The 23,738-nt window shown below is 67.2% G+C and carries 19 protein-coding genes, 1 pseudogene and 1 riboswitch; of the genes and pseudogenes, 14 read left to right on the top strand and 6 right to left on the bottom strand.

Annotated features, from left to right (window positions below):
• The first annotated feature begins 54 nt into the window (after positions 1 to 54).
• A complete protein-coding gene (locus ACEN9H_RS29100) occupies positions 55 to 1,644 on the top strand; it encodes a tetratricopeptide repeat protein (RefSeq protein WP_413672987.1) in 1,590 nt (529 codons plus the stop codon).
• Positions 1,645 to 1,659: 15 nt separating this feature from the next.
• On the opposite strand, the gene dapF is transcribed toward ACEN9H_RS29100, so the two are convergent.
• From dapF to ACEN9H_RS29085, 3 genes and pseudogenes are all read right to left on the bottom strand, one after another.
• Positions 1,660 to 2,523 (bottom strand): diaminopimelate epimerase, encoded by an 864-nt coding sequence (gene dapF, locus ACEN9H_RS29095; RefSeq protein WP_413672986.1) that lies wholly within the window; start codon positions 2,521 to 2,523, stop codon positions 1,660 to 1,662.
• An 11-nt stretch (positions 2,524 to 2,534) separates the two neighbouring features.
• Positions 2,535 to 3,398 carry a lysophospholipid acyltransferase family protein gene (locus tag ACEN9H_RS29090; RefSeq protein WP_413672985.1) on the bottom strand — a complete coding sequence of 288 codons (864 nt, stop codon included), beginning with the start codon at positions 3,396 to 3,398 and terminating at the stop codon, positions 2,535 to 2,537.
• Positions 3,395 to 4,273 (bottom strand): annotated as a pseudogene (locus ACEN9H_RS29085) (lysophospholipid acyltransferase family protein); the annotation flags it as partial. The gene ACEN9H_RS29090 and the pseudogene ACEN9H_RS29085, both read right to left, overlap by 4 nt.
• 151 nt (positions 4,274 to 4,424) lie before the next feature.
• On the opposite strand from ACEN9H_RS29085, the gene metK reads away from it, so the two are divergent.
• From metK to metF, 4 genes are all read left to right on the top strand, one after another.
• On the top strand, positions 4,425 to 5,594 hold the full coding sequence (metK, locus tag ACEN9H_RS29080) for a methionine adenosyltransferase (RefSeq protein WP_056134518.1): 1,170 nt from the start codon (positions 4,425 to 4,427) through the stop codon (positions 5,592 to 5,594).
• A 66-nt stretch (positions 5,595 to 5,660) separates the two neighbouring features.
• A riboswitch (S-adenosyl-L-homocysteine riboswitch) is annotated at positions 5,661 to 5,731 on the top strand.
• Positions 5,732 to 5,759: 28 nt separating this feature from the next.
• Entirely contained in the window at positions 5,760 to 7,175 is a 1,416-nt protein-coding gene (gene ahcY / locus ACEN9H_RS29075; RefSeq protein ID WP_413672984.1) for an adenosylhomocysteinase, read from the top strand.
• Positions 7,176 to 7,265: 90 nt separating this feature from the next.
• Positions 7,266 to 7,619 (top strand): phage holin family protein, encoded by a 354-nt coding sequence (locus ACEN9H_RS29070; protein ID WP_371764265.1) that lies wholly within the window; start codon positions 7,266 to 7,268, stop codon positions 7,617 to 7,619.
• Complete coding sequence (gene metF / locus ACEN9H_RS29065) at positions 7,606 to 8,439, top strand: methylenetetrahydrofolate reductase [NAD(P)H] (RefSeq protein ID WP_413672983.1); 834 nt, start codon at positions 7,606 to 7,608, stop codon at positions 8,437 to 8,439. The genes ACEN9H_RS29070 and metF overlap by 14 nt, the downstream gene beginning before the upstream one ends.
• Positions 8,440 to 8,503: 64 nt before the next feature.
• Here the strand turns inward: metF and ACEN9H_RS29060 are convergent, their stop codons facing one another.
• Positions 8,504 to 9,067 (bottom strand): 5-formyltetrahydrofolate cyclo-ligase, encoded by a 564-nt coding sequence (locus ACEN9H_RS29060; protein WP_413672982.1) that lies wholly within the window; start codon positions 9,065 to 9,067, stop codon positions 8,504 to 8,506.
• A gap of 79 nt (positions 9,068 to 9,146) precedes the next feature.
• On the opposite strand from ACEN9H_RS29060, the gene ACEN9H_RS29055 reads away from it, so the two are divergent.
• From ACEN9H_RS29055 to ACEN9H_RS29040, 4 genes are read left to right on the top strand one after another with little or no spacing between them, the layout of a single operon-like run.
• Positions 9,147 to 11,168 carry a transglycosylase SLT domain-containing protein gene (locus ACEN9H_RS29055; RefSeq protein WP_413672981.1) on the top strand — a complete coding sequence of 674 codons (2,022 nt, stop codon included), beginning with the start codon at positions 9,147 to 9,149 and terminating at the stop codon, positions 11,166 to 11,168.
• A 29-nt stretch (positions 11,169 to 11,197) separates the two neighbouring features.
• On the top strand, positions 11,198 to 12,163 hold the full coding sequence (locus ACEN9H_RS29050) for a complex I NDUFA9 subunit family protein (RefSeq protein ID WP_413336804.1): 966 nt from the start codon (positions 11,198 to 11,200) through the stop codon (positions 12,161 to 12,163).
• A 21-nt stretch (positions 12,164 to 12,184) separates the two neighbouring features.
• The gene (locus ACEN9H_RS29045; RefSeq protein ID WP_413336805.1) at positions 12,185 to 12,901 is read left to right on the top strand and encodes a glutathione S-transferase family protein; all 717 of its coding nucleotides are present in this window, start codon (positions 12,185 to 12,187) and stop codon (positions 12,899 to 12,901) included.
• Between the two features lie 5 nt (positions 12,902 to 12,906).
• A complete protein-coding gene (locus ACEN9H_RS29040) occupies positions 12,907 to 14,145 on the top strand; it encodes a multifunctional CCA addition/repair protein (protein WP_413336851.1) in 1,239 nt (412 codons plus the stop codon).
• 2 nt (positions 14,146 to 14,147) lie between these two features.
• Here ACEN9H_RS29040 and ACEN9H_RS29035 read toward each other — a convergent pair whose 3' ends face one another.
• Entirely contained in the window at positions 14,148 to 17,204 is a 3,057-nt protein-coding gene (locus ACEN9H_RS29035) for a two-component regulator propeller domain-containing protein (RefSeq protein ID WP_413336806.1), read from the bottom strand.
• A 113-nt stretch (positions 17,205 to 17,317) separates the two neighbouring features.
• Between ACEN9H_RS29035 and ACEN9H_RS29030 the strand changes: the two genes are divergently transcribed.
• Complete coding sequence (locus ACEN9H_RS29030; RefSeq protein ID WP_413336807.1) at positions 17,318 to 17,977, top strand: N-acetyltransferase family protein; 660 nt, start codon at positions 17,318 to 17,320, stop codon at positions 17,975 to 17,977.
• Positions 17,978 to 17,983: 6 nt separating this feature from the next.
• On the opposite strand, the gene ACEN9H_RS29025 is transcribed toward ACEN9H_RS29030, so the two are convergent.
• A complete protein-coding gene (locus ACEN9H_RS29025; protein ID WP_413336808.1) occupies positions 17,984 to 18,982 on the bottom strand; it encodes a LacI family DNA-binding transcriptional regulator in 999 nt (332 codons plus the stop codon).
• Between the two features lie 303 nt (positions 18,983 to 19,285).
• On the opposite strand from ACEN9H_RS29025, the gene ACEN9H_RS29020 reads away from it, so the two are divergent.
• The 4 genes from ACEN9H_RS29020 to ACEN9H_RS29005 are packed head-to-tail and all read left to right on the top strand — an operon-like array spanning position 19,286 to position 23,713.
• On the top strand, positions 19,286 to 20,227 hold the full coding sequence (locus ACEN9H_RS29020; RefSeq protein ID WP_413336809.1) for a substrate-binding domain-containing protein: 942 nt from the start codon (positions 19,286 to 19,288) through the stop codon (positions 20,225 to 20,227).
• Positions 20,228 to 20,251: 24 nt separating this feature from the next.
• The gene (locus ACEN9H_RS29015; protein WP_413672980.1) at positions 20,252 to 21,760 is read left to right on the top strand and encodes a sugar ABC transporter ATP-binding protein; all 1,509 of its coding nucleotides are present in this window, start codon (positions 20,252 to 20,254) and stop codon (positions 21,758 to 21,760) included.
• A gap of 11 nt (positions 21,761 to 21,771) precedes the next feature.
• Complete coding sequence (locus ACEN9H_RS29010; protein WP_413336811.1) at positions 21,772 to 22,800, top strand: ABC transporter permease subunit; 1,029 nt, start codon at positions 21,772 to 21,774, stop codon at positions 22,798 to 22,800.
• 1 nt (position 22,801) lies between these two features.
• A complete protein-coding gene (locus tag ACEN9H_RS29005; RefSeq protein ID WP_413672979.1) occupies positions 22,802 to 23,713 on the top strand; it encodes a carbohydrate kinase family protein in 912 nt (303 codons plus the stop codon).
• Positions 23,714 to 23,738: the final 25 nt, after the last annotated feature.

Genomic DNA, 23,738 nt, shown 5'->3' with positions numbered 1-23,738 from the left:
GCGGAATTGGACTGCGTATATTTCATAGACGTCTCTAACATCCAGAAAAGAACGATGGCAAACCGTGAAGAACTGGCGGTCATCCGCGGCGCACGTGCCGGTCGCGTCGACTCGCAACTCGCCCTGGGCCGGCTCTACCTGTTCGGCAGTGCCGGGCTGCCGAAGAGCCTGCCCACGGCCCTCCACTGGCTCGACCGCGCCGCACAGCAGGGTTGCGCTGAAGCATGGCAATTGATCGGGAACCATATTCCGGTCGATCTTGCGCGTGACAATCCGCAACCCGTTACCGGCTGGTATGAACTGGCCTACGACGGCGGGCTCGTGCGCGCCGGGCTCGTCTATGCCCAACTGATGCTGGGCGCGCTGAACGAGGGCCAGTGCACGCCGGCCCAGCGCGCCAAGGCCTTGCGCGCGCTGGAAGACGCGGCCCGTGCCGGTTTTCCGGAGGCGCAGTGGCTGCTCGCGCGCGAGCACGGCGCGGCGCCGCCCGAGACGGACGAGCCGGTCGCCCGCGCGCCCGTGGCAAGCCCCGCGGGCCAGCGCTGGCTGCGCCAGGCAGCCGACAGCGGCGTCGGCGCCGCGCAGTTCGCCCTGCTGGAACAGGACTGGAACGCGGGCCGCTGGTCCGCCTGGCTGGAGCGGGCGCTCCCGCTGGCGCGCGCCCTGGCCGGTTCCGATGCCGCCCAGGACCACGCGGCTGCCCGCCTGGCGCCGGACGAGGTGCTGCTGCTGTCGCGCTGTGCCCGGCTCGTGGCCGCGAACGAGGCCCCGCATGACGTCGGCCAGGATGAATTGCTGCGGTTCTGGGAAATCGCCGCGGCCGAGCAGGACCGCCATGCCCAGTTCGCGCTCGGTCTGTGGTGTGCCCGCATGCGGGTGGACGGCAAGCGGATTCCCGGCAGCCATGGCGCGGCCAACTTCAAAAAGGCCGTGCGCTGGCTGACCCTGGCCGGCGAGCAGGGCCTGGCCGAAGCCTGGTACGCGCTGTCGCGTATTTATATCAAGCCGGAATTCTCCCAGCGCAATGTGCTGGAAGCGCAGAAATACCTGGAGCGCGCGGCGGAGATGGGCTATCGCGATGCCCAGCTCGAATGCGGGAACGCGGCATGGCGCGCGCGCCGCGAGAACGAGAACAACGACGTGCGCGCGCTGTTTTGGCTGCAGAAGGCGGCGGCGCAGGCTTGTCCCAAGGCTGCGGCCGCGCTGCGCAAGCTGGCGCCGCGCCAGCCCGGCGCCTGGACGGACCTGGGTGGGCTGGCCGGGCGCGACCTGGCGGCCCATCCGCTGCTGGCCGCGCGCCTGGAACTGGCGGTGGCCTTTGGCCTGAGCCGGGCCGAGGCGCTGTTGCTGGATATCCGCGGCGCCGACCGCGGCCACTGCCTCGTGATCGACATCCGCGCCAGCTACGGCCGCAGCCGGCGCCGGCTGATCTCGGTGGAAACGGCGCAGGAGCGCCAGCTGCTCGACCGCGTGGCGCTCGTCTTCGAGAACGTCGATTGCGGTCCGGGCGGACCGGAAGGGAATTACCGCCAGCGCCTGTACCGGTTGCGCAGCCTGTTGCCGGAGATGGCGAGCGCGGCGTCCGGGACGGAAGAACCGGAAGAGTCCCCGGCGCCGGATGGCGACTACTCGCTGGCCGCTTGACTCAAATATCCTTACTCAGATTTCGATTTCCCCTTCGAACACGGTCTCGGCAGGACCGCTCATATAGACAGGCTGGCCTTCGCCGGCCCAGTTGATGGTCAGCTTGCCGCCGCGGGCCTGGACTTGCACGGGCGAGTCCAGCAGGCCGCGCCGGATGCCGGCCACGACGGCGGCGCAGGCGCCCGTGCCGCAGGCCAGCGTTTCGCCGGCACCGCGTTCGTAGACGCGCAGCTTCACATGGCCGCGGTCCACGATCTGCAGGAAGCCGGCGTTCACGCGGCGCGGGAAGCGCGGGTGGTGCTCGATCTGCGGGCCCGTTTCCAGGACGGGGGCCGCATCGACGTCGGCGACGACCTGCACCGCGTGCGGATTGCCCATCGACACCGTCGACACGAGCACGGTGTGTTCCTGGCCCTGGTTCGAGACGGTGATCGGCCACAGCGTGTCGCGGCCTTCGGCGACGCCTTCCAGGCCGGCCGCATCGAACGGGACCCGGCCCGGCTCCAGGATCGGCGCGCCCATGTCCACCGTGATGCTGCCGTCGTCTTCCAGGCGCGGGGTGATGATGCCGCTCATCGTTTCGACGCGGATGCTACGCTTGTCGGTCAGCCCCTTGTCGCTGACGAAGCGGACGAAGGCGCGCGAGCCGTTGCCGCATTGCTCGACCTCGCCGCCGTCATTGTTATAGATGCGGTAGCGGAAATCGCTGCCTTCCGTGACCGGGCGCTCGACGATCAGGATCTGGTCGGCCCCGACGCCGAAGCGGCGGTCGGCCAGGCGGCGCCATTGTTCCGGACCGAGGTCGAGTTGCTGGTTGATCGCGTCGATGACGACGAAATCGTTGCCGGCGCCGTGCATCTTGGTGAACTTGAGTTTCATGGTATCTGTCATTAATCGTAGAACGAGGGCTCGCCGGGCGGCCGGGTCTTGAAGCGCTTGTGAGTCCAGAAGTACTCGGCCGGATGTTCGCGCACGCGGTCCTCGATGAAGGCGTTCATGCGACGCGTGGCGGCGATGATGTCGTCGCCCGGGAAATCTTCCCATGCAGGATAGAACTCTACCCGGTATCCCTTGTAGTTGGGCAGGAAAGTGGCGACGACCGGGATGACTTTTGCGCCGGTCGCGCCCGCCAGCCGGCCCATCGCCGTCAACGTGGCGGCCGGGATGCCGAAGAACGGCACGAAGGTGGCATCCTTCTCGCCGAAGTCCATGTCCGGCAGCATGAAGTAGGGGAGGCCCTCGCGCAGTGCGCGGATGATCGGCTTGATGCCGTCGGTGCGCGTGAACAGGCGCACGGGGCCGTAACGTTCGCGGCCATATCGCAACAAATCGTCGAACGCCTTGTTCTTTTGCGGCGAATACATCGTCGACAGCGGCACCACGCGCGACGCCACGCCGGCCACGTCCAGGCACACGAAGTGCGGGCAGAACAAGATGGTCGGGCCGCTTTCCAGCTGCGCTTTCGGCACCTTGGGGACGATCTCGATCAGGCCGTGGATGCGTTCGAACGGCGCCCACCAGATCAGCGAGCGCTCCAGGATGCTGCGCGAATAGGCCATGAAATGGCGCTTGGCGATATCGACCCGCTCCGCTTCGCCCAATTCGGGCATGCACAGGCGCAGGTTGACCAGCGCGATCTTGCGGCGCTTGGGAATCGCGTAATACATCAGCCAGCCGACGGCGTTGCCGATGCGACCAAGGACAGGCAGCGGCAGGAAGTGCAGCAGCCACAACAGGAAAATCAGGAACCTCATGCGACGGTCTCGGGGTGCGGTGCTTCGACGCCTTGCGGCTTCTTGTAGCGGTTATAACTCCAGAAATACTGGGCGGGGCAGTAGGCGATGAGCTTTTCCATCTGGCGGTTGATGGCGGCGGCCTGCTGGGCCGCGTCGCCGTCGAGCGACCCGTCGAAGGGGACGAAGCGGATGGCGAAGCCGCGGCCGCGCGGCAGGCGTTCCGCGTACACGGTCAGGATGTCGGCCTTGCCCAACTGGGCCAGCTTGGCGGGCAGGGTCATCGTGTAGGCGTCGCGGCCGAAGAACGGCGCCCACACGCCTTCGCCTTCCTGCGGGACCTGGTCCGGCAGCACGCCGACGGGCTGGCCGCCCCGCAGCGCCTTGACGAGCATGCGCACGCCGGCCAGGTTGGCGGGCGCCAGGTGCATGTGCTGGCGCTCGCGGGCGCCTTCGACGAGCGGCTTCAGGGCGCTCTGGCGCGGCGGGCGGTACATGACCGTCAGTTCGACGCGCAGCGAGACCTGCTGGGCGGTCAGTTCGAAGCAGCCCAGGTGCGGCGTGAGGAAGACGATGCCGCGGCCGGCGTCGAGCTGGCGCTGCACCAGTTCCCAGTTTTCCATCGTGACGTGGCGGGTGACGCGCTCCTGCGGCGCGCACCAGACGAACGGCAGCTCGGCGATGGCCTTGCCGGATTCGGCGATCGCGGCGCGCAGATGGCCGCCGTAGCCGGCCTGTTCGAGGTTTTCGCGCAGGCGCCGGCGGTGCGACGGCGAGAGCAGATAGACGATCCAGCCGAGCGCAGCGCCGAGCGCATGCAGGGTGCGCAGCGGCAAAAACGACAGGATTCGAAACAAAAGGACAAGCATTATTGATTTAGGGTAGAGAACCGACGGGTTGCTGTGCCAGAATTTTTGGAGGAGCGTAAAATACCACTTTGTAGCATCCGCGGAGTTAATGACAACTTGCGAAGCGGAATATAAATCTCGCTAAAGCGTCGCAGGCCTTGGTGCTGCGGCAATTTTTACAACAGTATCAGGAGCCTTAATGTCTTCCAACGACTACCTCTTCACTTCCGAGTCCGTCTCTGAAGGCCACCCGGACAAAGTCGCCGACCAGATTTCCGACGCCATCCTCGACGCCATCCTCGAACAGGATCCGCGCGCGCGCGTGGCTGCCGAGACCCTGTGCAACACGGGTCTGGTCGTCCTGGCCGGTGAAATCACGACGCACGCAAACGTCGATTATATTCAAGTTGCCCGCAATACCATCAAGCGCATCGGTTACGACAACACCGACTTCGGCATCGACTATAAAGGTTGCGCCGTGCTGGTCGCCTACGACAAGCAGTCGCCGGACATCGCCCAGGGCGTGGACGAAGGCGCCGGTCTCGACCTCGACCAGGGTGCGGGCGACCAGGGCCTGATGTTCGGCTACGCGTGCGACGAGACGCCGGAACTGATGCCGGCCGCGATTTATTACGCGCACCGCCTCGTCGAGCGCCAGTCGCAGCTGCGCAAGGACGGCCGCCTGCCGTGGCTGCGTCCGGACGCCAAGTCCCAGGTCACGCTGCGCTACGTCAACGGCCGCCCGGTGTCCGTGAACACCGTCGTGCTGTCGACCCAGCACGCGCCGGAAGTCAGCCACAGCCAGATCGAGGAAGCGGTGATCGAGGAGATCATCAAGCCGGTGCTGCCGCGCGAATGGCTGCAGGACACCCGTTACCTGGTCAACCCGACCGGCCGCTTCGTCATCGGCGGCCCGCAGGGCGACTGCGGCCTGACAGGCCGCAAGATCATCGTCGACACCTACGGCGGTGCCGCACCGCACGGCGGCGGCGCGTTCTCCGGCAAGGACCCGTCCAAGGTCGACCGCTCGGCTGCCTACGCTGCCCGCTACGTCGCCAAGAACGTCGTGGCCGCCGGCCTGGCGCGCCAGTGCCAGGTGCAGGTCAGCTACGCGATCGGCGTGGCCCGTCCGATCAACATCACGGTCTACACGGAAGGCACGGGCGTCATTTCGGACGAGAAGATCGCCGAACTGGTGATGGAACACTTCGACCTGCGCCCGAAAGGCATCGTGCAGATGCTCGACCTGCTGCGCCCGATCTACACCAAGTCGGCCGCCTACGGCCACTTCGGCCGCGAAGAGCCGGAATTCACGTGGGAGCGCACCGACAAGGCCGCGCTGCTGCGCGCCGAAGCCGGTCTCGCGTAATTCCCCGGGCGTTGTAAAACGCCTTCACACGGTGGGCAGAAGCCTGCCCACCGTGCTACACTTACCAGTTCCGAGGAGCGTTGCGACGAGATTCCCCATCTCGCCAGGCTCGGATATCAACACCGCGCTCACGTTACTTTTTTCTTAACTTGAAAGGAGGGCGTGATGAGCGCCGTACTCAAAGACACCACCCAGGACTACCTCGTTGCCGACATCGGCCTCGCCTCGTGGGGCGAGAAGGAAATCCGCATCGCCGAAACCGAAATGCCCGGCCTGATGGCCATCCGCGACGAATACGCGGCCGCCCAGCCCCTGAAGGGCGCGCGCATCGCCGGTTCGCTGCACATGACCATCCAGACCGCCGTGCTGATCCGCACGCTGGAAGCCCTCGGCGCGCAAGTGCGCTGGGCCTCGTGCAACATCTACTCGACGCAGGACCACGCTGCCGCCGCCATCGCCTCGGTCGGCACGCCCGTGTTCGCCGTCAAGGGCGAGACGCTGGACGAGTACTGGGACTACACCCACCGCATCTTCGAATGGGGCGATGACGTCTACGCCAACATGATCCTGGACGACGGCGGCGACGCCACGCTGCTGCTGCACCTGGGCGTGCGCGCGGAGAAGGACATCTCGGTGCTGGACAAGCCGGGTTCGGAAGAAGAAATCTGCCTGTTCAACGCCATCAAGGGCCGCCTGGCCATCGATCCGCAGTGGTACTCGAAGCGCCTGCCGGAAATCAAGGGCGTGACGGAAGAGACCACCACCGGCGTCCACCGCCTGTACCAGATGCACGCGGACGGCAAGCTGGCGTTCCCGGCCATCAACGTCAACGATTCCGTGACGAAATCGAAGTTCGACAACCTGTACGGCTGCCGCGAATCGCTGGTCGACGGCATCAAGCGCGCGACGGACGTGATGGTCGCCGGCAAGGTCGCCGTCGTGGCCGGTTATGGTGACGTCGGCAAGGGTTCGGCCCAGGCGCTGCGCGCGCTGTCGGCCCAGGTCTGGGTCACCGAGATCGACCCGATCTGCGCACTGCAGGCCGCAATGGAAGGCTACCGCGTCGTGACGATGGACGAGGCTGCCGAACACGGCGACATCTTCGTCACCTGCACGGGCAACTACCACGTGATCACCGAGCAGCACATGCTGCGCATGAAAGACCAGGCGATCGTCTGCAACATCGGCCACTTCGACAACGAAATCGAAGTCGCCGCGCTGCGCAAGTACGAGTGGGAAAACATCAAGCCGCAGGTCGACCACATTATCTTCCCGTCTGGTCGCCGCATCATCCTGCTGGCCGAAGGCCGCCTCGTGAACCTGGGCTGCGGCACGGGTCACCCGTCGTACGTGATGAGCTCGTCGTTCGCGAACCAGACCATCGCCCAGATCGAACTGTTCACCAATACCGCCGCCTACCCGGTCGGCGTGTACACGCTGCCGAAGAAGCTGGACGAAAAAGTCGCCCGCCTGCAGCTGAAGAAGCTCAACGCCAAGCTGACCGAGCTGACCGAAGAGCAAGCCGCCTACATTTCGGTGAGCAAGGAAGGCCCGTACAAGCCGGAACACTACCGTTATTGATCTGGTAAGCTCTTCCGTGAACTGATGCGCCTCCGCCGGATTCCATCGTCGGCGGAGGTGTGCTGGACAACCTCTCACGAAAGACACAACATGCGCCTGCTCCTGACCTGGCTGATCAATGCGGCGGCCCTGATGGCCTTGCCTTACCTGATGCACTCGGTATCGGTCGACAACGTCGGCACCGCCCTCGTGGCGGCCCTCGTCCTGGGCCTCGTGAATACGATCATCCGTCCCTTGCTCGTCGTGCTGACGTTGCCCGTGACGGTCGTGTCGCTCGGCCTGTTCATCCTGGTGATCAACGCACTGCTGTTCTGGCTGGTCGCGCACCTCGTCGGGGGCTTCCACGTGGCGGGGTTCTGGTCCGCGTTCCTCGCGGCGATCCTGTACAGTGTCATTTCGTGGGCGCTTTCTACCTTATTACTCAACAAAGATGGAAACCCCTAACATCAGTATCGAGTTTTTCCCGCCCAAGACGCCCGAGGGTGCGGAGAAACTGCGCGTGGCTCGGCAGAAGCTGGCCGAGCTGAATCCAAAATATTTCTCCGTAACGTTCGGCGCCGGCGGCAGCACGCAGCACGGCACGCTGTCCACTGTCCTCGAGATCCTCGCCGCGGGCCACGACGCCGCACCGCACCTGTCGTGCGTGGGCGGCACGCGCGAATCGATCCGCGCGATCCTGCAGGAATTCAAGGACAAGGGCATCCGCCGTCTCGTGGCGCTGCGCGGTGACTTGCCGAGCGGTTATGGCGGCGCGGGCGAACTGCGTTATGCCAGCGACCTCGTCGAGTTCATCCGCCAGGAAACGGGCGACTGGTTCCACATCGAGGTGGCCGCGTATCCGGAAATGCACCCGCAGGCCAGGTCGCCGCAGGACGACCTGCAAGCCTTCGCCCGCAAGGTGCAGGCCGGCGCGAATGCCGCGATCACGCAGTATTTCTACAATCCGGACGCGTACTTCCAGTTCGTCGACAATGCCCGCAAACTGGGTGTGGACGTGCCCATCGTGGCCGGCATCATGCCGATCACGAACTACACGCAGCTGATGCGTTTCTCCGACATGTGCGGCGCCGAGATTCCGCGCTGGATCCGTCTGAAGCTGGCCAGCTTCGGCGACGATTCCGCGTCGATCAAGGCGTTCGGCCTCGACGTCGTCAGCGGCCTGTGCGAGAAATTGCTCGCCGGCGGCGCGCCCGGCCTGCACTTCTACAGCATGAACCAGGCGGCGGCCACGACCGCGATCTGGCAGCGCATCACGGCTGCCTGATCCGGCGCCACCCTCACGAATGCCCGTGCGACCGGAAGGCCGCGCGGGCATTTTTTTTCCGGCATCAGGTGACGTGGGTGGTTTCCGTCACGATCACGTCCAGCGGCACGTCGTGCGGCGCATGCGAGAACTGGGCTTCCTGCTTACTGTAGGCAATGCCCAACGTGTGCGGGCGCGGCGGCTGTTCGAGGGTGCGGTCGTAATAGCCGCCGCCATAGCCGAGGCGATACCCATCGGCATTGAAGCCGAGGCAGGGGATCAGCAGGGCCGGCGGGCGCTCGATGAAGCGCAGCTGGGCCGGGACCTGCACGCCGGCTTCGTCCGGCAACATGGCTTCGCCGGGCGTCCACTCCGTGAATGTCAGCGGCGCATCGCGTTCCATCACGACAGGCAGCGCCAGGCGCACGCCCGCCTGGTGCAATTCCGCGTACGCCGCGCGCAGGTCGGGCTCGCCGGCCAGCGGCCAGTACACACCGATGACACTTACCTGGCGCAATCTCCACCAGGCGACCACCTGCGCGCCGATATGTGCATCCCACTGGACCTTGATTGCGGGATCAAGCCCCCCACGTGCAGTCCTGAGCGCCTTGCGCAATGCCGTTTTTGCCGCCTGTTTCTCGTCCGCCACGCTCGGGCTCGAGGGGCATGGTATTCTTGAATCGCCGGTCATGGATGAAATGAAGCCTACATTGAATATTGCATTATCGATGTCGCAGACACTGTTAGCCGGCACCGTCGTGGCCGCTTCCAGCCTGCTCTTCCTCGCGTCGTCCGCTGTCGCGGCCCAGGCCGTGTCGCCAGGGACGACGCCCCCCACACCCGCTGCGCCCACCGCGGTGCCTGCGCCGGTCGTGGCGCCCGGACCGCAGGCCGACGCCAGCCGCGAGCAGGACGAACTCTTCGCGCAACTGCGCGACGCTGCCCGCAAGAACGATGCCGATAAAGCGGCGGCGCTGGCGGCCCGGCTGCCGGATTACGCGATCCCGTCGTACGTCGACTATTATCGGCTCAAACCGCGGCTGCGCGATGCTTCCAATGAGGAAATCCTGGATTTCCTGAAACGTTACGAGGGCAGCGCCATTGCCGACCGCCTGCGCAACGACTGGCTGCTGGAACTCGGCCGCAAGCGCGACTGGGTCAACTTCGACCGCGAGCTGCCCCTGTTCGTCAAGAAAGACGATTACCAGGTCAAGTGCTACGCCTTGCTGTCGCGCGCATCGAAGGGACAAAACGTGGCGGCCGAGGCACGCGTGCTGCTCGACAATCCGCCGATGTACGGCGAAGCCTGCGCCGCGCTCGTCAACCAGCTCGTCCAGTCCGGCCAGTTCACGAACAATGATTTGCTGGCGCAATTACGCCTGGCCGGTGAGATGCATGCGACCGGGCCGTCGCGCCGCACGGCGCTGCTGCTGGGTGCGTCCGACACGCGCGCGGCGCAGGCCGTCGACCTGCCGGCCGTGGCGATGGCGCGCGGCATCGGCAGCACGCGCGCCGACCACGAGATCTACCTCGTCGCCATCGGCCGCATGGCGCGCACGAGCCTGAAACTGGCGACGGTGGCGCTCAACAAGAACGCATCGAAACTGTCGGCCGAGGAAAGGGCGATCGGCTGGGCGAACATCGCGCTGGCAGCGTCGCTGACCTTGGCGCCCGAAGCGTATGACGACTGGAAGAAGGCGGAAGCGGCGCCGCTGACGTGGAACCAGCTGGAGTGGAAGACGCGCATCGCGCTGCGCCGCGGCGACTGGAAGACGGTGCGTGCGACGATCGAGGCGATGCCGCCGCAGCAGCATGACGAGCCCGCCTGGACGTACTGGCTGGGCCGCGCGCTGCAGGCAGAAGGCCGGCGCGAGGATGCGCAGGCCTTGTACCGCGGCATCGCCGACCAGAACAGTTTCTATGGCCAGCTGGCGATGGAAGAGCTGGGCATGCAGATCAGCATCCCGCCCAGCGCCGCGCCGCCCACGCCGGCCGAGCTGGCGCAGGTGGCCACGAACCCCGGCTTCAAGCGCGCCTTGAAATTCTTTTCGATGCGCATGCGTTTCGAAGGCACGCGCGAATGGAATTGGGCGCTCACCGGATTCACGGAACGGCAATTGCTCGCCGCCGCCGAATTCGCGCGCCAGAACGATATCCTCGACCGCATGCTGTCCACGTCCGAACGCACGCGCACCGAGTTCGACTACACGCAGCGCTTCCCGGCGCCGCACAACGACATCCTGCATCCGACGGCGCAGGGCCTCGGCCTGGACCAGGCCTGGGTCTATGGCCTGATCCGCCAGGAATCGCGTTTCGTCTCCGATGCGCAGTCGGGCGTGGGCGCGTCCGGGCTGATGCAGGTGATGCCGTCGACCGGTAAATGGGTGGCGGAAAAGATCGGCCTGACGGACTACGGCCACGGCATGCTCAGCGATATCCGGACGAATATCGTGCTCGGCACCAATTACCTGAACATGGTGCTGAACAGTGCGGAAGGCTCGCAGGTGCTGGCGACGGCCGCGTACAACGCCGGACCGGGGCGCGCGCGTACGTGGCGCGGGCTGTTGACGGCGCCGATGGAAGGGGCCGTGTTCGTCGAGTCGATCCCGTTCGAGGAAACGCGAACCTACGTGCGCAACGTGATGTCGAACGCGACGAACTATGCCGCGCTGTTCGACAAGCGTCCGCAATCGCTCAAGGCGCGCCTGGGTACGATCACGCCGCGCGGCGGGGGCATCGGCCTCCCGTAAGGAGAGCGAACAACGAGCAGGAGGACAGCATGCACGCGCAATCGGTCGTATTGTTCGGCGGGACCGGATTCATCGGCAGCCACCTGGCGGCCAGGCTGTCCGAGCACGCCATCGACATCGTCGTGCCCACGCGGCACGAAAGCCACGCGATGCACCTGATGCCGCTGGGCGTCGACATCGTGCAGGCGGATCCTTACGACGACACGGCGCTCCGCAAGCTCGTGGCCGGGCGCGATGCCGTGATCAACCTGGTCGGCATCTTGCACTCGCGCCGCGGCAATCCGTACGGGCCGGACTTCCGCCGGGCCCACGTCGATTTGCCGCACCGCATCGCCGCCGCCTGCGCGCTCGAGGCCGTGCCGCGTTATCTGCACATGAGCGCGCTGGGCGCTGCCCGCAACGGCCCCTCGATGTACCAGCGCTCGAAGGCCGACGGCGAGGCGGCCGCGGCGAGCCAGCCCAGCGTCGCGGCGACGATCTTCCGGCCGTCCGTCGTGTTCGGCCCGGAAGATAAATTTCTCAACATGTTCGCGCGCCTGCAGCGCCACCTGCCCGTCGTCCCGCTCGCCTGCGCGCATGCGCGCTTCCAGCCCGTGTACGTGGGCGACGTGGCCGAGGCGTTCGTGCGTGCGCTGCTCGATCCGCACACGGCCGGCCTCACCTATGAACTGGGTGGGCCGCAAGTCTACGAGCTGGCGGAACTGGTGCGGCTGGCGGGGCGCTATGCGGGGCACGAGCGCAAAGTGATCGCCTTGCCGGATGCGCTCGCGCGGCTGCAGGCGATGTTGTTCGAGCTGCTGCCGGGCGAGCCCGTCATCACGCGCGACAATCTCGATTCGATGAAGGTCGACAATGTGCTCCAGCCGTCCAGGGACAATAAAGTCTTGACAACAGCGGCGCTGGGAATCAAGCTCACGGCGCTCGAGGCCGTCGCGCCGCAGTACCTGGCGCCGCCCGGCGGACTCGACGCTCTGCGCGCCCGTGCCGGGCGCTGACCTCAACGATCACGCCACACCATGCAGACTCTCGAACTCGACCCGACATTGACGCAGACCCTCGACAACGCACGCCAGGCCGGCCTGACCCTGGTCATCGGCAACAAGAATTACTCTTCGTGGTCGATGCGCCCCTGGGTGGCGCTCGTCGCCGCCGGCATCCCGTTCACGGAAGTGCGCGTCCTGCTCGACCAGCCGGACACGGCCACCAACATCGCGCAGTATTCGGCTTCCGGCCGCGTGCCCGTGCTGCTGGCCGGCGAGATGACCATCTGGGACAGTCTCGCCATCTGCGAATACGTAGCAGAGCAATTTCCTGAGAAGCATATGTGGCCGCAGGACGTGGCCGCCCGCGCGCTGGCCCGCTCCGTCGTGGCCGAGATGCATTCCGGCTTCGGCGACCTGCGCACCGCGATGACGATGAACATCAAGGCGCGCCTGCCGGGCCGCGGCCGCACGCCGGGCGCCCAGGCCGACATCGGCCGCATCTGCGAGATCTGGGAAGAGTGCCTGTCCCGCTTCGGCCACCACAACTTCCTGTTCGGCGATTTCTCCATCGCCGACGCGTTCTTCGCGCCCGTCGTCACGCGCTTCCAGACCTATGGCGTGGCGCTGGCGCCCGCGCTGCAGGCCTATTGCACGCGCGTGCTCGCGCACCCGGCCGTCGCGCGCTGGGTCGAGGAAGCGATGGCCGAAACGGAAATCGCCGGCCTGCACGAAGACGAGTTGCCGGACTGATGACGATGCAGGCGTACGTCGTCGGCGGCGCCGTCCGCGATGAGCTGCTGGGGCTGCCCGTGCAGGACCACGACTGGGTCGTCGTCGGGGCCACGCCCGAGGACATGATCGCCAAGGGGTTCCGGCCCGTCGGCAAGGATTTCCCCGTGTTCCTGCACCCGCAGACGCACGAGGAATACGCGCTCGCGCGCACCGAGCGCAAGACGGCGCCGGGCTACCACGGCTTCGTGTTCCACACCGCCCCCGACGTCAAGCTCGAAGACGACCTGATCCGGCGCGACCTGACGATCAATGCGATGGCGCGCGCCGAGGACGGCACCATCGTCGACCCCTACGGCGGCTTGCAGGATCTGCAGGACCGCGTGTTCCGCCACGTGTCGCCCGCGTTCGCCGAAGACCCCGTGCGCATCCTGCGCCTGGCCCGCTTCGCCGCGCGCTTCCCGGCATTCACGGTGGCCGACACGACGCTCGCGCTGATGCGCCAGATGGTCGAGGCGGGCGAGGTGGATGCGCTCGTGCCGGAGCGCGTGTGGCAGGAACTGTCGCGCGGGCTGATGGAGCAAAAGCCGTCGCGCATGCTGGCCGTGCTGCGCGACTGCGGCGCGCTGGCGCGCATCCTGCCCGAGCTCGATGCGCTGTGGGGCGTGCCGCAGCCGCCGCTGCACCATCCCGAAGTCGACACGGGTGTGCACATGATGCTCGTGATCGATTACGCAGCCGAACAGGGCTACGACCTGCCCGTGCGCTTCGCCGCGCTCATGCACGACCTGGGTAAAGGGTCAACGTCGCCCGAACACTGGCCCAAGCACCATGGCCACGAAGGCATGGGGCCGCGCCTGATCACGGAACTGAGCAAGCGCCTGCGCGTGCCGACGGACTGCCGCGACCTGGCCGTGATGACGGCGCGCGAGCACGGCAACGTGAGCCGCGCGCTCGACCTGCGGCCGAACACGATCGTGACCCTGTTCGAACGCTGCGACGCGTTCCGCAAGCCGGACCGCTTCGCGCAGATGCTGCTGGCGTCCGAATGCGATGCGCGCGGGCGCGGCGACGAACGACATGAGATGCGCAGCCGCGCCTATCCGCAGGCGCCCTGGCTGCTGCGCGCGCTGGACGCGGCGCGCGGCGTGAACGCGGGCGAGGTGGCGGCGCGCTACGCCGAGAACCGCGAAAAAATCCCCGAAGCCGTGCACGCCGCGCGGGTGAGCGCCGTGAAGGCGGCGCTGGGCGACGTGCGCGACTGAACCTAGGCCGCCGCGGTGTCGGCCCCGAACCTGCACCACGTGTCGCGGCCCGCTTCCTTGGCGCAGTACAGCGCCGTATCGGCGTTCTTGTACAGGGCGTCCGTGTCCACACCGTCCCGCCAGGCCACGGCGGCGCCGACGCTGGCGCTGACGCGCATGTCGTGGGCGCCGAACGCGATCGGAGCGCGCATCGAATCGACGATGCGCTGGGCCACGTCGCCCACGATGGCGTCGCTGGCCGGCGTCAGCAGGACGGCGAATTCGTCGCCGCCCAGCCGCGCCACGCAGTCGGTCTGGCGCACGGCCGCACGCAGGCGCTCCGCCGCCGCGACCAGCAGCGCGTCGCCCGCATCGTGGCCGAGCGTATCGTTGATGTGCTTGAAGCGGTCCAGGTCGATCAGGAGCAGCGCGAACGGGTCGCCGCCGCGCCGGCCGAGGGCGGCCAGGCGCTGCAGTTCGTCGTTGAAGCGGCGCCGGTTGGGCAGGTCCGTCAACGCGTCGTTGTAGGCCATGGTTTCCAGTTTCAGCTGGGTGGCGCGCAGCTCGGCGGTGCGGCTGGCGACCACGGCCTCCAGCTCGCGCTGGCGCCGGCGCAGCAGCGACGTGCGGGCCTGCATCAGGGCGGCAAGGATGCCCAGCACGGCGATCGCACCCATTGCCCGCACCCAGGCCAGCTGGTGCCAGGCGGGGAGGACGCGGACCGGCAGCTCCAGGTTGACGGTATCGTCGCTGTTACCGGAGGCACGCACGCGCAGGCGGTAGTTCCCTGGCGGCAGGTTGTTGTAGCTGGCACGGCGCACGGTCGTGTCGGCTTCGATCCATCCGGTGTCGAAGCCTTCGAGCTGGTAGGCGTAGTGGCGGTGCTCGGCCGGCATGTAATCCAGGGTCGCGAACTCGACCGCGAAACCGCGTTCGCGATCGGCGGGCGTGACGGTCAGCGCGGCGGGCTCGCGGCCCGATGCAACCGGCGCAAGCGCACGGATCGCACGCCCGCCGAGCATCAGTTGCGTGATGGCGAGCGGGGGCAGGGGACGGCGGGTGTCCAGCCGGTCGGGGAATACGACGGAGAGGCCGGTGAAACCGCCGAACAGCACCTCGCCGTCCGCCCCCAGCGCGCCCGAGCTGGTCCAGTAACTCGGCACGTGGGCGCCGTCGGCCTCACCCAGCCGGCGGACCTGCAGGGTGTCGGGGTGCACGCCGGCCAGGCCGAGGTCGGTGCTCAGCCAGATCTGCCCGCTGCGGTCCTGTACCAGCATGTTGACGCTGTTGTCGGGCAGGCCGTCGGCCGTCGTCAGGCGCCGGAACCAGCGGCGCCCGCCGGCATCGGTGCGATCGAGGATGGCGACGCCGTTGCCGAACGAGGACACCCACAGGCGGCCCGTGCGGTCGACGAGCAGGGACGAGACGAAGCCGTTCGGCACGCGCGTGCGGTCGGCGTTGTCGGTCGGCAGGCGCTCCACCGTCGTGCCGTCCCGGTCCAGCCGCACGACGCCGCGCCGGGTGCCGATCCACACGCTGCCGTCCGCGAGCGGCAGCAGGGCGGTGACGCGGCGGTCGCCCAGCGCCTCGTCTTCGTGGCGCAACACGGTCGCCGGCCCGGCGGAGGACGGCCGCACCGCCCATGCCCCGTCGAGCCCGCCCAGCCACAGGAGACCGTCGCGCCATGCCAGGGCCCAGACGGACGCGTCGGGACGGCGGCCCGCAATCTCGACGTGCCGTACGGTACGCCCGGTGCCGTCGCTGCGATACAGGCCTTGCTGGGTGCCGATGTAGACGCTGCCGTCCGGCGCATTCGCCATGGCGAGCACCCGGCCCTTGGGCAGGGCATCGGCGTCCGCCCTGATCTCGGCCAGCGCGCCGGTGTGCGGCTCGACGATGCTCACGCCACCGCCGGGAACGCTCAGCCATACCTTGCCGTCCGGGCGGGGCAGCAGATGATAAATGTTGAGGCCGGTAATGCTGCCGATCGTCCGCACCGTCACGATGCCGCGCGGGAGGGGATCGTGCTGGCTCAGGGTGCCGCCGGTGGCAACGAAGATCTGGCCGCCGCGCTCGCGCAGCATGGCGAGGATCTCGTCGCTGCGCAGGCTGTCCGGCACATCGCCGCGGTAGCGCAGGCGCCGCGTCGTGCCCTGGCGTACGTCGACCTCGACGATGCCGCCGCTCTCCGTGCCGAGCCAGACGACGTCGTCATCCTTTTGCACGATCGTGAACACGCGCTCGCCCTGCAAGGCGGGCTGCGGACCCGTTTCCACGATGGGACGGGGCGCCGCGCCCCGCGTGGCGATGACGAAGGCGCCATGGGTGCGGGTGCCGATCCATACGCGCCCCGCGCTGTCCTGGTACAAGGCGTTGATCGACGGTTCGTTCGGCGCCGGCAGCCCCAGGTGCACGACCTCCAGCCGGTCGTGGTCGCCGGACCGGTAGAACAGGCCCTCGCGGGTGCCGATCCAGAGACCGCCCTGGCGGTCGCGCAACAGCACGTCCACCCCATCCGGTGCGAGCACGGATGCGGCCAGCTGCGGGGCGCCGCTGGCGGCGGCATGCACCTTGCCGGCGGCGTCGACGCGTCCCAGTCCCGCGCCGGTGCCGACCCAGATGCCGCCGGCGCCGTCGTCGACGATGCTGGAGACGCGTGCATGGCCCAGGCCGCCCGGGCCGGCCGGGATGACGGTGAAGCGATCGCGCGCCGCGTCGTAGCGCGCCAGGCCGCCCGCGCTCGTACCGATCCACAGGCGGCCGCCCGCGTCCACGTGCACGCTCTGGATATAGCCGTCCGGCAGGCTACCTTCCCGCGCCGGATCGGCCACATAGCGCCGCACCCGGAAACCGTCCCAGCGAACCAGGCCGGTCTGCGTACCCAGCCACAGGAAACCGTCGCGATCCTGGGCGAGAGACGTGCCGAAACGCAGCGCTTCTTCGGTGTGATGCCGGAACGAGACATGAGAAAATGGTTGCCAGGCTGCGGATGCATCTGCGTTGGCTGCGGTGGACGGAAACGCGAGCAGCGCGCTCATCCAGAAGATCAGGCAGGGCAGGGCCTGGCGAAAAAATGGCATGCGACACTCTCGATTTCTCTTTAGAATCAAGTATATGCCGCTTTACCCTTGGTATCCCGTTCGCAGCGATAAGTGATCAAATTCTGTTGTATCGACGCAAGAATAGAGCGCCCATGCAGGACCATCCACTCCGCCGCTGGCTGAACCACCTGATCAAGAAGAAGGGTCAGGCCGTGCTGGTCAAGGCATTGGCCAGGCGCGACCGGCGGCGGATCCTGCGCCACTTCCTGGCCCTCGACCGCGACGACCGCCTGCTGCGCTTCGGCAGCGTGTTGCCGGACGAGCTGATCGAAGCGTATGTCGCGAAACTCGATTTTTCGAAGGACATCGTGTTCGGCGTCTACAACGGGCGGTTCCAGCTCGTGGGCGTCGGCCACCTCGCGTTCACGTCGCGCGAGGCGCATCCGGACAGCATCCATTACACGGACAAGGAAAAGGTGGCCGAGTTCGGTGTCTCCGTCTCGGCATCCGCGCGGGGGCAGGGCGTCGGCACGCGGCTGTTCGAACGGGCCGCCATCCACTGCCGCAATTCCGACGTCGACACGTTGTACATGCAGTGCCTGTCGTCGAACCGCACGATGATGCACATTGCGAAGAAGGCCGGCATGGAGATCCGCCGCGAATACGGAGAAGCGGACGCCCACCTGCACCTGCCGCCGCCCAGCCCGGGCAGCGTGCTTGCGGAGGCGCTGGAAGAGCAGTTCGCCAAGATCGATTACACGGTCAAGGCCAATGCGCGCGCTGCCGTCAAATGGTTCCGGCCGAAGCGCTGAACGTTCCTAAGCCGAATCGCGCGGCACCAATCCGCCCGTAAACCGCTTGCGGTACGGCGCCACGTCGGCGCCGTCCAGCTGCGCCTGCAGGCATTCCATCGCCGCGACGCCGATGGCCGCGACGTCCTGCCGGAACGTCGTCAGCGGCGGGTAGAGGTAGGCGGAGATCGGCAGGTCGTCGTGGCCCACGATCGCGAGGTCCTTGCCCGGTTCGAGGCCGAAGCGGCGGCACGCGGACATCGCGCCGATGGCGAGCCTGTCGGTGCCGCAGGCGAGCGCCGTGACGCCGGCGCGCTTCCACGCGCCGCTCGCGAGCCAGTCGAGCACGTGGCGGAACGCGTACGCTTCGAAATCCCACGACGGCTGCGTGCTGGCCGGCACGAGGTACGGCTGCATGCCGGCTTCCGCCATCGCGTCCTGGTAGCCGGCCAGCCGTTCTTCCGGCGACGGATGCGCGACCGGCGGCGCGCCCAGGTAGGCCGGACGGTGGCCGCGGCCCAGCAGGTAGCGGGTCAGCATCGCCATGCTCTGGCGGTTGTCGTTCATGACGTAGTTGCAGTCTTCGTGGACATAGCTGTCCATGTAGACGATGCGCATTTCCTGCTCCAGCCGCAGCAGCAGGTCGAGGTTCGCCGTCGACGCGACCGCGGTCAGGATCACGCCCGCCACCTTCATCGACCGCATCGTCATCAGCGCCGCCGCTTCCTCGGCCGGGTCGTTGTACGAGCACTGGATGATCACGTCCATGCCCAGCGCCTTGGCCTTCGCCTCGATCGCGCGCAGCGCCTCGGCGAAGAACGGTTCGTTCACCACCGGCAGGATGACGCCGACCATGCGCGAGCGCCCGCGCACGAGGCTCACGGCGTGCGGGTCGGGCACGTATTCGAGGTCGCGGCAGGCCTGCTCGATGCGGGCCCGCGTATCGGCCTTCAATCCCTCGCGGTCGTTGAAATACTTCGACACCGTGGCGCGCGACACGCCGGCCCGCGCGGCGACGTCGTGCATGGTCACCGGGCCACGAGAGGCTGGGCCACGGGGATTTTGCGCTGTTTTCATCAGTTTGTTGACTCGTGTAAAGTAAGCGCCCGCCGACAGGCGCGTCACCATCATAGCAAAAATACTTGCGTGCAATAAGAGCGCGGATTCCCCTAGCACACGCGCCATTCGCCCGCCGTGGATCACGTGTTGTTGTGGTCACTCAACCATTAAAAATTTTGTAAAAAAATCTGTTGACGACAAAAAGTCGACACGTGTAAAGTTCTTTCGTCAGGCAGTATCCCATACCTAAAACAGCTCGGAGACACCGTCATGAAAAGATCCGCCGTGTTCGCGTGCATCGCGGCATTCGCCTTCTCCCTGGCCGGCGTGGCGCACGCCGCGCGCCCGCTGAAGTCCGTCGGCGTCGCCGTCAGCGACCTGGCCAATCCATACTTTGTCGCCATCGGCAAGGGCGCGCTTGACGCCGCGAAAAAGGTCGGCGGCGACAAGGTCAAGGTCACCACCGTCTCCAGCAAGTACGACCTCAACACCCAGGTCGGCCAGATCGAAAACTTCATCGCCAACAAGGTCGACATCCTCATCGTCAACGCGTCCGATCCGAAAGGCATCGCGCCCGTGCTGCAAAAGGCGCGCAATGCCGGCATCGTGGTGGTGGCCGTCGACGTCGGCGCGGACAATGCGGATGCGACGGTCATGTCCGACAACACGATGGCGGGTACCGAGTCCTGCAAGCGCATCGCCCTTCGCCTGCACGGCAAGGGCAATGTCGTCATCGTCAACGGGCCACCCGTCACCGCCGTGATCGCGCGCGTGGCCGGCTGCAAGCAGGCCTTTGCCGGCACCGGCATCCGCATCGTGTCCGACAACCAGGATGCGAAGGGCAGCCTCGATGGCGGCATGGAAGTGATGACGAACCTCCTGATCGCGCACCGCCGCATCGATGCCGTCTTCGCCATCAACGACCCGTCCGCGATCGGTGCCGAACTCGCGGTCAAGCAGGCGGGCCGCCCGGACGTGCAGATGGTCGCGTCGGTCGACGGCGCGCCGGATGCGGAAGCGGCGCTCAGGTCGAAGAACAGCATCTTCGCCGTCACCACCGCGCAAGACCCCTACAAGATGGCCACGCTGGCCGTCGACATCGGCTACGGGATCATGAACGGCAAGCGTCCCGCGAACCCGGTCGTGCTGATTCCCACCCCCGCAATCACCAAGCAGAACGTACTGGCCTACAAGGGCTGGGCCAGTCATTAAAAGACACCTCTCATTGGAGGAGACATGGCAACAATTAATCCACCGCCCGTGCTGGAGGTCGCCGGCATCCGCAAGCGGTTCGGCGCCGTCACGGTGCTCGACGGCGTCCAGCTGACCATCCGCCCCGGCGAGATCCACGCGCTGATGGGAGAAAACGGTGCCGGCAAGAGCACGCTCATGAAAATCCTCGCCGGCGTGTACCAGCCGGACGCCGGCGAGATCCGCGTGGCCGGCAAGCCAGTCCGCATCGGGTGTCCCGCCGATGCGCGTGCGTGCGGCATCAACCTGATCTACCAGGAGCTGTCGGTCGCGGCCAATCTCACGGTCGCGCAGAACATCTTCATGGGCGCGGAACCGCGCGGACGCTTCGGCGTCGTCGACACGGCGCAGATGAACCGGTGCGCGGCCGAGGTATTGAAAAGTCTCGGCGCCACGTTCGCGCCGAACCGTCTCGCGAGCGGCCTGTCGATCGCCGACCAGCAGCAGGTCGAAATCGCCCGCGCCCTCGTGCACGACAGCCGCGTGCTGATCATGGACGAGCCGACGGCCGCGCTGTCCGAGCGCGAGACCGAGCGCCTGTTCGACGTGATGCGCGCCCTGCGCGAACGGGGCATCGCGATCATCTACATCAGCCATCGCATGGCGGAAGTGCGCATGCTGGCCGACCGCGTCACCGTGCTGCGCGACGGCACGTGGATCGGCGAGCTGCCGCGCGACGAAGCGACGCCGGACACGGTCGTGCGGATGATGGTCGGCCGTGAGATCGGCGGCTTCTACGAACATACGGAGCGGCGCGTGCCGGGCCCCGTGCGCCTGAAGCTCGCCGACGTGCATGGCGCCAGGGTGCATCCCGTGTCGCTGGACGTGCGCGCCGGCGAGATCGTCGGCCTTGCGGGCCTCGTCGGCGCCGGCCGCACGGAACTGGCGCGGCTCGTGTTCGGCGCGGACCCTCTGTCCGGCGGCACGCTCGAAGTCGATGGCCGCGCAGTGGCGATCCGCACGCCGGGCGATGCGATCCGCCTCGGCATCGCCTACGTGCCGGAAGACCGCAAGGGGCAGGGCCTGTTCCTGCAACAGTCGCTGCTGGCGAACGTGACGATGAACGTGCTCGGCAAGCATGCCCGCTGCGGGGTACTCCGGCGCGGGGAACTGCTGGACGTCACGCGCGGCGCGATTGCCAGACTGTCGGCGCGCGGCGCGGGGCCGGACGGCATCATCGGCGGCCTCTCGGGCGGCAACCAGCAAAAGCTGCTGCTCGCGCGCTGGCTGGAGATCAAGCCGCGCGTGCTGATCCTCGACGAGCCGACGCGCGGCGTCGACATCGGCGCCAAGCACGAGATCTACCGGATCATCCACGAGCTGGCGGATGCGGGCGTGGCCGTGCTGTGCATCTCGAGCGAGCTGGCGGAAATCATCGGCGTGTGCGACCGCGTGCTCGTCATGCGCGAAGGCTGGCTGTCCGGCGAGCTGCTTGGCGAACGCATCACCCAGGAAAACATCATGGCACTGGCCACCCAGGCCCAGGCCGCATAGGAGACGACATCATGCAGACCCTCAAATCATCCCTTCCCACGGCGCCGCGTGCAAGCGCGCACGGCGGCATTGGCCAGGCCTTTTCCCGCATGTTCGCGACGATGGGCATGCTGCCCGTGCTCGTCGCGCTGTACATCGTGTTCTACTTCCTGACCGGCTACTTCGCCGAAGACGGCGTGTCGAATTTCGCGACGACGGCCAACACGATGAACGTGCTGCGCCAGAGTTCCATCAACGTCGTGCTGGCGACGGGCATGACGTTCGTGATCCTCACGGGCGGCATCGACCTGTCCGTCGGCTCCGTGCTGGCGGTGTCCGCGGTGCTGGGCATGATCGCGTCGCTGCCGGGCCACGCGCCCGCGCTGTCGCTGCCGATCTTCCTGCTCGCGGGCCTCGGCATGGGCCTGCTGAACGGCACGCTCGTCGCCGTCTTCAAGATCAACCCGTTCGTCGTCACGCTTGGCACGATGACGGCGCTGCGCGGCACGGCGTACCTGCTCGCGGACGGCACCACGATCCTGAACCGCGAGATCCCGACCTTCGAATGGATCGGCAACGATTCGTTCGCCGGCCTGCCGTGGCTCGTGTGGGTCGCCGCCGCGCTCGTGCTGGTGGCCTGGTTCATCCTGCGCCGCACGGTGCTGGGCATGCATGTGTACGCGGTCGGCGGCAATCCGCAGGCGGCGCGGCTCACGGGCATCAAGGTCGGCCTGGTCCTCGTCTTCGTCTATGCGTTCTCCGGCCTGTGCGCCGGCACCGCGGGCGCGATGTCGGCCAGCCGCCTGTATGGCGCGAACGGCAACTGGGGCTCGGGCTACGAGCTCGATGCGATCGCCGCGGTGGTCCTCGGCGGCACGAGCCTGATGGGCGGCGTGGGCACGATCTGGGGCACCGTCATCGGCGCGCTGATCATCGGCCTGCTCAACAACGGTCTCACGATCCTCGGCCTGTCCTCGTTCTGGCAGTACGTGGCGAAGGGCACGGTCATCGTGCTCGCCGTGATGCTCGATAAATGGCGTTATCAACAACAGGCGAACTGACATGCAAGCACAACGACTCCCCCGCTACGTGGTCTTCGGCGAAGCGCTGACCGACATGATCCGCCAGGACGACGGCACGTGGCGCTCGCTGCCCGGCGGTTCGTGCTGGAACGTTGCGCGCGTCGGCGCAAGGCTCGGGCTGCACACGGGGTATGCCGGCGCCGTCAGCATGGATGCCTTCGGCGACGAGATCGCGGACGCCGGCGCGCAGGCTGGCCTGGACGAACGCTTCCTGCAGCGCGTGGACGCGCCGCCGTTCATCGCGATGGTGACGTCGCGCCATCCGCCCCGTTACGTCTTCCTGGGCGAGAACAGCGCGGACCTGCACTTCCGGCCCGAGCTGCTGCCGGACGGCTGGCTGGAAGCGGCCGACTTCATCCACGTGGGCAGCCTCGCGCTCGCGCGCGGTCCGCTGGCGCGGCGTCTCGTGGAGCAGGCGCTGATGGCGCGCCAGGCCGGCAAGCGCATCGCCTTCGATCCGAACTTCCGCAACGCGATGCGCGACGCGGCGTACCGGCCCACGTTCGAACTCATCGCGGGTCTCGCCAGCCACATCAAGGTGTCGGACGAAGACCTGGAAGGTTTGTTCCCGGGCTTCGAACAGCGCGACGCGCTGGCCGCGCTGCGCGCGCTGGCGCCCGATGCCGAGATCCTGTACACGCGCGGTGCCGATGGCCTGTCGCTGATCCGCGGCGACGAGGTGCTCGATGCGCCCGCGCGCCGCGTGGACGTCGTCGACACCGTCGGCTGCGGCGACGCGTCGATGGCCGGCTGGATCACCGGCCTGCTGCTGCATCCGGAGATGCGCGCGCCGTGCCAGCTCGCGCGCATCGCGGCGGTGGCCGCCACGGCCGCCATGCATGCCGGGCCGTATGCGCCGACGGCGCAAGAAGTCAGCGCACTGCTCGACTAAGCCGTCATCCGATCCTGTTCCGTTG

It is taken from the genome of Massilia cellulosiltytica (assembly GCF_047325105.1).
Lineage (GTDB): Bacteria > Pseudomonadota > Gammaproteobacteria > Burkholderiales > Burkholderiaceae_D > Telluria > Telluria orientalis.
This window is presented reverse-complemented; position numbering and strand designations above follow the sequence as displayed.

Bases quoted from the DNA above. Each gene is read 5' to 3' on its own strand.
- ACEN9H_RS29020 (WP_413336809.1), top strand. From the start codon at position 19,286: ATGAAAAGATCCGCCGTGTTCGCGTGCATCGCGGCATTCGCCTTCTCC.
- ACEN9H_RS29090 (WP_413672985.1), bottom strand. From the start codon at position 3,398: ATGAGGTTCCTGATTTTCCTGTTGTGGCTGCTGCACTTCCTGCCGCTG.
- metK (WP_056134518.1), top strand. From the start codon at position 4,425: ATGTCTTCCAACGACTACCTCTTCACTTCCGAGTCCGTCTCTGAAGGC.
- ACEN9H_RS29010 (WP_413336811.1), top strand. From the start codon at position 21,772: ATGCAGACCCTCAAATCATCCCTTCCCACGGCGCCGCGTGCAAGCGCG.
- ACEN9H_RS29035 (WP_413336806.1), bottom strand. From the start codon at position 17,204: ATGCCATTTTTTCGCCAGGCCCTGCCCTGCCTGATCTTCTGGATGAGC.
- ACEN9H_RS29025 (WP_413336808.1), bottom strand. From the start codon at position 18,982: ATGCACGACGTCGCCGCGCGGGCCGGCGTGTCGCGCGCCACGGTGTCG.
- ACEN9H_RS29045 (WP_413336805.1), top strand. From the start codon at position 12,185: ATGCAGACTCTCGAACTCGACCCGACATTGACGCAGACCCTCGACAAC.
- metF (WP_413672983.1), top strand. From the start codon at position 7,606: ATGGAAACCCCTAACATCAGTATCGAGTTTTTCCCGCCCAAGACGCCC.
- ACEN9H_RS29005 (WP_413672979.1), top strand. From the start codon at position 22,802: ATGCAAGCACAACGACTCCCCCGCTACGTGGTCTTCGGCGAAGCGCTG.
- ACEN9H_RS29055 (WP_413672981.1), top strand. From the start codon at position 9,147: ATGTCGCAGACACTGTTAGCCGGCACCGTCGTGGCCGCTTCCAGCCTG.
- ACEN9H_RS29030 (WP_413336807.1), top strand. From the start codon at position 17,318: ATGCAGGACCATCCACTCCGCCGCTGGCTGAACCACCTGATCAAGAAG.
- ACEN9H_RS29040 (WP_413336851.1), top strand. From the start codon at position 12,907: ATGCAGGCGTACGTCGTCGGCGGCGCCGTCCGCGATGAGCTGCTGGGG.
- ahcY (WP_413672984.1), top strand. From the start codon at position 5,760: ATGAGCGCCGTACTCAAAGACACCACCCAGGACTACCTCGTTGCCGAC.
- ACEN9H_RS29015 (WP_413672980.1), top strand. From the start codon at position 20,252: ATGGCAACAATTAATCCACCGCCCGTGCTGGAGGTCGCCGGCATCCGC.
- ACEN9H_RS29050 (WP_413336804.1), top strand. From the start codon at position 11,198: ATGCACGCGCAATCGGTCGTATTGTTCGGCGGGACCGGATTCATCGGC.
- ACEN9H_RS29070 (WP_371764265.1), top strand. From the start codon at position 7,266: ATGCGCCTGCTCCTGACCTGGCTGATCAATGCGGCGGCCCTGATGGCC.
- ACEN9H_RS29100 (WP_413672987.1), top strand. From the start codon at position 55: ATGGCAAACCGTGAAGAACTGGCGGTCATCCGCGGCGCACGTGCCGGT.
- dapF (WP_413672986.1), bottom strand. From the start codon at position 2,523: ATGAAACTCAAGTTCACCAAGATGCACGGCGCCGGCAACGATTTCGTC.